Consider the following 4,721-nt stretch of genomic DNA (forward strand, 5'->3'; position numbering starts at 1 on the left):
GAATACATTTCTATGGCTTTGTCATAGTTAGCTAAAGCTTGTTTAATGTCACCTAAATAAGCGAAAACTTCCCCACGATGATGCCATGCTAAGTAATCGTCTGGGTGAAGCTGTATAACTTGTTCGTAATTGGTAAGTGCTTCTTGATAGTGTTTGAGCTTACAGAGTAAATCACCGCGCTGATACAAGCTTGATACATCATTTGGGAAAAATTCTAACTTGCGATCGCACTTTATTAAGGCTTCATCATAACGTTCCACTAAAGATAGTAAATTAATTTGCGATCGCCAAGCATCATGAAACCAATGCCAAGGATAATTAAAACTAGTTTCAATATTTTTAGGTTCAATATTAACAATATGATTATAAGAGTTTATCGCTTCATCATAACGTTCTAAATTCCTCAAACTATGTCCACGTTCTAACCAAGTAATATAAGCATGTGGTTGAATTTTTAAAATATTGTCAAAACAAATTACAGCTTCACTTTCCCGCCCTAATTTGTGTAATAGATTACCATATTTAGACCAAACTTCACAAAAGTCTGGATTGATAGCAACCGCTTTCTCATAATAATTAATTGCAGTTTCTCCATCATCATCATCCTCAAAAACATTGCCGATTTGAAACCAAGCCTCAGCAAAATCTGGTTTGATAGTAGTAGCATGTTCGTAGGATGCGATCGCATCTTCAGTAAGTCCCAAATCAAACTGTTCGTTTCCCAAGTTGTACCAAAACTCATAGTCACCTAATACACTCATACTGGGCTTTACCATTGCAGTAACATATGAAACTCAAAATTGAACCGACTTATTAATCCATTTGCTCGAACACTAATCTAACTTAACTCTCTTCTTTTTTGAAAGGTAAATTTGCATAAAACATCAAGCTATAACTGAATAAATACTAAAATTCACTAAAACACACATTGAACCGTCTTAAAAGTTCATGCTGCTAATAATTACAACTATATTTGAACTGAGGCACCACAGCGTTTATTTTTGCAACTAAGATTTTTACTCAATGGCAATTAAAAAGCGAGTTGAATTCATCAACCCGCTTTTTGACTGCTTTTTGCTTGTCATCTACCGAACTTAAACACAAACTTAAACTTGTACAGCGCATTTCCCAATCTACCTGCTGTTTCCAGAGGTTGAGTGGACATAACATAAGCTAAATCCTCCTAAATCGAGCCAACCCATCCCAAATGTCATATCCCTATCGATTTGAGATTTTGGATTGTAAATTATAAAAGTATGAGTTTTTGCTATTTCCAAAACAAATATTATCTATCCCAATTTGCTATCTTTAACTTTATCGGTTTAGATTTATGCGGCTGTTTCCATCCAGTCATATATCTGTTCTAACTGTTCCAGGGTAATTAAACCATACTGCCACAGAATCATTGGCAATGGTCCAGGATCCTGCTGACTGTGACGAAGTGCAACGGCAATACATGCCGATGAAATTGCCAAGTCTTCTTGTAAAAAATGAATTAATCGAGAATATGTCGTTGGTAACATTTTTAGCTCACCTCCTTGAGTAGTGTGTATTGTCATATATAAGCTTGTTATTCTTCATCATTTAGTTGCCAGTATTTCATCTGTCACTACATAGGTAATGTATCTATATCCAACCAAACCTTATAAGCAAATTCCGCAAAAGTTCCTGAAATTAGTTTCGATCCCAGACTCGATCACGCCTATAAAAACTTCGGCAGATGCACTATCAACTTTTTCAAGTTAAATAATACTTACTATCCCAGATATAAACTAAACTTATTAGATATATTGCATTAACTTATTCAAGTTATCTCATCCGTAGTATCAAAATTTCATAGCTTAATATTCTCTCATTGGTGATTCTTGGTCTTGCACCAAAAGGAAGATTTTTTGCTACTCAGTGCTTTATTTGTAATTTTCACTATTGAAATAGCTAGATTTGATTTGAATGAATAGTAGTATATCAAACACTTGCACTAAAGTAAACTTTTTGACTGTCTGATGTGAGGAGTCTTGAGGGATTATGCAATTTTATTCATTCCTAACAATGGTTTCAAGGATTATAGGCTACATTTTTATAACAGTAAAAAAACTTAGTTGTAGGCAGTATTTTTGACTATCTTTTTATTTTTTATCCTTAGGAACAATAAATTTGACTTCAATGCGATCGCTTACTTTGAGACCAAGTTCGGCAGCACGACCAGCACGCAGTTCAATGACCCGATCCACCAATTTATCGGGACCATAGGTAGGACAAGGTTCTTTAGCGCAGGGAGGAGCCGCAGACGTAATGCCCTGTATGACCCCTTTGTGAAGGAAAACCATATCTAAGGCGACAGGTACGTTCTTCATCCAGAAACGAACTGGTTGTGGCGAGGGAAATTTAAATAACATACCTCGGTCATTTGCTAATGCAGGTCGATACATCAAACCCATTTCTTGTTGCTTAGATGTTTTAGCTACCTCTAGTTGAATGTTGAATCCACTAGGTATAACCGCTACAGCCGAAATTGGCAACTGTTGACCTCGATTAGTGTTTGTTGTCACTAGTGCTGATGGCTGAACGCTAGGTGTGGTAGTAGGCGGGTTGGCAGTTGTAGCAGTCGTACAACCAATTAGTAAAATTCCCAGTATTATCGGTAACAAGTGTGATAACCGTAACATGTATTTGTTGTAATGGATTTGGAATCTCGATTGTACATCCTAGTTTGTAGTTATTAGTGCTTGCAGTGTATATTTATTGTGCAAAATCAGGACTAGGGGTAAAAGGGTTTAGGGGTAAGGGGGCTGATGGGCGCGAGGGTTTATTATAGATTGATGATTAGTAGTTGATTATTTAGTGGTTAATGGTTGGTTCGTAATTCGCAATGCCCAATGCCCAATTCCCAATCCCCAATTCCCAAACTTTAAGAATCTCGTAAGACGTAACCAACACCGCGTACAGTTTGAATGAGACGTTTTTGCCCTTCATCTTCGATTTTTAGACGTAAGTAACGAATGTAGACTTCTATCACATTCGATTCCCCCATAAAATCGTAACCCCAGACATTTTCTAGGATTTGTTCGCGAGTTAAGACTTCGCGAGGATGTTCCATCAAAAACTTTAAAAGCTCAAATTCCTTCATTGTCAAATCAATCGCTCGTCCATTGAGGATAGCGCGACGGGTTGCAATATCGAGAACCAAGTCACCAAAGCGTAATTGTTCGCTGGTATCGACATCAGGTTTGAGATAGAGACGCACTAAATTTAAAAAATCTTCAGCACGGTAAGGTTTGAGGAAGTAGTCATCAGCTCCAGCTTCAAGACAAGCAACGCGATCGTCTACAGTATCCCGTGCCATCAAAACTAAAACAGGCGATCGCATTCCTGTACCCCGGATATTTTTACATAGGGAAAGTCCCGATTCACCAGATAGCATCCGGTCAATTACAATTAGAGCAGGTTCGCGATCGCGACTGTACTGCATCCCGCTTGAGGCATCATGGGCAATGACAGTTTCGTATCCTGCTTCTTTCAAGTCAAAAGAAAGCTGATTTGCTAAACTGTCGTCGCTTTCAATCACTAAAACGCAAGGGTTGTGAGTAAGCGTCATATAAAGGTAAAATATTGAATTGTGAGCTAAAAATTAAGAATTTACCCAGGGTTCACAAAAAATCATGAATTTATTATCTGTGTCCATCTGGGTTTATCCTGTACTTTGACTTAGGGGTGAATTCTCTGTCAGTTACTCTCTACGGTTAATTAACTGGGAATTATGAGTTTAATTAGTATTTAATCCTAAATGTGACGAAATTGATAGATGGGATGAAATGACAGCTATGCTGAGAGCAGAAACATATTTTATTCCTACTGCCTACTGCCTACTGCCTACTGCCTACTGCCTACTGCCTACTGCCTCCCCTAATTCCTCCAAACACCGCTAATCCATAATACTTCCAAGCAACGGCTACTGTGGCGAATCCGGCTTGAGAAAGCATTTGTAAATGTGTTTCCAAGGTTGCTAATTGGTCTTGACTAGAATAACCATAGGTGCTGCTTCTACCTATTTTGGCACGAACATCTGCGATCGCAATCCCTTGTCGGCTTGTCCATTCTTCCCGTGCGGTTTGATATACTTCCGCTAAAGCTGGTGTTTCCGCTAAAATTGGGTCTGCATTCCAAAAATAACCACCATGTTTGAGGTTTTTGTAGATACTCGCAAACAAGCTCATTTTCATTTCATCTGGGAGATGGTGAATTGCTAGGGATGAAACGCAAGCATCAAAATCATCACCAATAGGAAATTTTGCGGGATTATTTGTCCATTCCCCAAAGTCAGCTTCAACCCCTTGCCAATTGCGATCGCATCCAGCCTGGGAAATTTTCTCTTGTGCAAAGTTTATCATCCGTGGTGAGTAATCAAGAGCAATAATTTTTGCTTCAGGAAAGCGCTGTAATACTTTTAAACTCAGTTCACCAGTACCGCAACCAAGTTCTAAAATACGCTGAGTTGTGGAAGGTAGACAACGGACAATTACCTCCAGCATTTCGTCGTAGCGGGGTATCAGTTGACGAATGCCATTGTCGAAATCGGTGGTGTTTGCGAATACTTCACCGGGGAATATTTGTGTCATGTGGATTTAAAATTGCGATAAGCAAAGCTTAACGCTAAAAGTGTATCGCGCTGAATCCGTTACCCAAAAATTTTAAATCATTGCGATCGCACAACCACAATAAAA

Annotated in this window: 6 protein-coding genes; all 6 read right to left on the reverse strand. The window is 38.5% G+C overall.

Annotated features, from left to right (window positions below; genetic code table 11):
• On the reverse strand, nucleotides 1–761 hold a 761-nt coding region (locus tag CK510_RS26525; RefSeq protein WP_158224968.1), incomplete at its 3' end, for a tetratricopeptide repeat protein.
• A gap of 259 nt (nucleotides 762–1,020) precedes the next feature.
• Entirely contained in the window at nucleotides 1,021–1,170 is a 150-nt protein-coding gene (locus tag CK510_RS32065; RefSeq protein ID WP_158224969.1) for a hypothetical protein, read from the reverse strand.
• 158 nt (nucleotides 1,171–1,328) lie between these two features.
• On the reverse strand, nucleotides 1,329–1,559 hold the full coding sequence (locus tag CK510_RS26530; protein WP_095724513.1) for a DUF2949 domain-containing protein: 231 nt from the start codon (nucleotides 1,557–1,559) through the stop codon (nucleotides 1,329–1,331).
• Between the two features lie 567 nt (nucleotides 1,560–2,126).
• On the reverse strand, nucleotides 2,127–2,666 hold the full coding sequence (locus CK510_RS26535; RefSeq protein WP_095724514.1) for a DUF192 domain-containing protein: 540 nt from the start codon (nucleotides 2,664–2,666) through the stop codon (nucleotides 2,127–2,129).
• 242 nt (nucleotides 2,667–2,908) lie between these two features.
• Complete coding sequence (nblR, locus tag CK510_RS26540; protein WP_095724515.1) at nucleotides 2,909–3,595, reverse strand: response regulator transcription factor NblR; 687 nt, start codon at nucleotides 3,593–3,595, stop codon at nucleotides 2,909–2,911.
• A 289-nt stretch (nucleotides 3,596–3,884) separates the two neighbouring features.
• Entirely contained in the window at nucleotides 3,885–4,616 is a 732-nt protein-coding gene (locus CK510_RS26545) for a class I SAM-dependent methyltransferase (protein ID WP_095724516.1), read from the reverse strand.
• Between the last annotated feature and the right edge of the window lie 105 nt (nucleotides 4,617–4,721).

The organism is Brunnivagina elsteri CCALA 953 (genome assembly GCF_002289455.1).
Lineage (GTDB): Bacteria > Cyanobacteriota > Cyanobacteriia > Cyanobacteriales > Nostocaceae > Brunnivagina > Brunnivagina elsteri.

Excerpts from the sequence above, each read along its gene's own strand:
- CK510_RS26545 (WP_095724516.1), bottom strand. The coding sequence starts at position 4,616 with ATGACACAAATATTCCCCGGTGAAGTATTCGCAAACACCACCGATTTC.
- CK510_RS26530 (WP_095724513.1), bottom strand. The coding sequence starts at position 1,559 with ATGACAATACACACTACTCAAGGAGGTGAGCTAAAAATGTTACCAACG.
- nblR (WP_095724515.1), bottom strand. The coding sequence starts at position 3,595 with ATGACGCTTACTCACAACCCTTGCGTTTTAGTGATTGAAAGCGACGAC.
- CK510_RS26535 (WP_095724514.1), bottom strand. The coding sequence starts at position 2,666 with ATGTTACGGTTATCACACTTGTTACCGATAATACTGGGAATTTTACTA.
- CK510_RS32065 (WP_158224969.1), bottom strand. The coding sequence starts at position 1,170 with ATGTTATGTCCACTCAACCTCTGGAAACAGCAGGTAGATTGGGAAATG.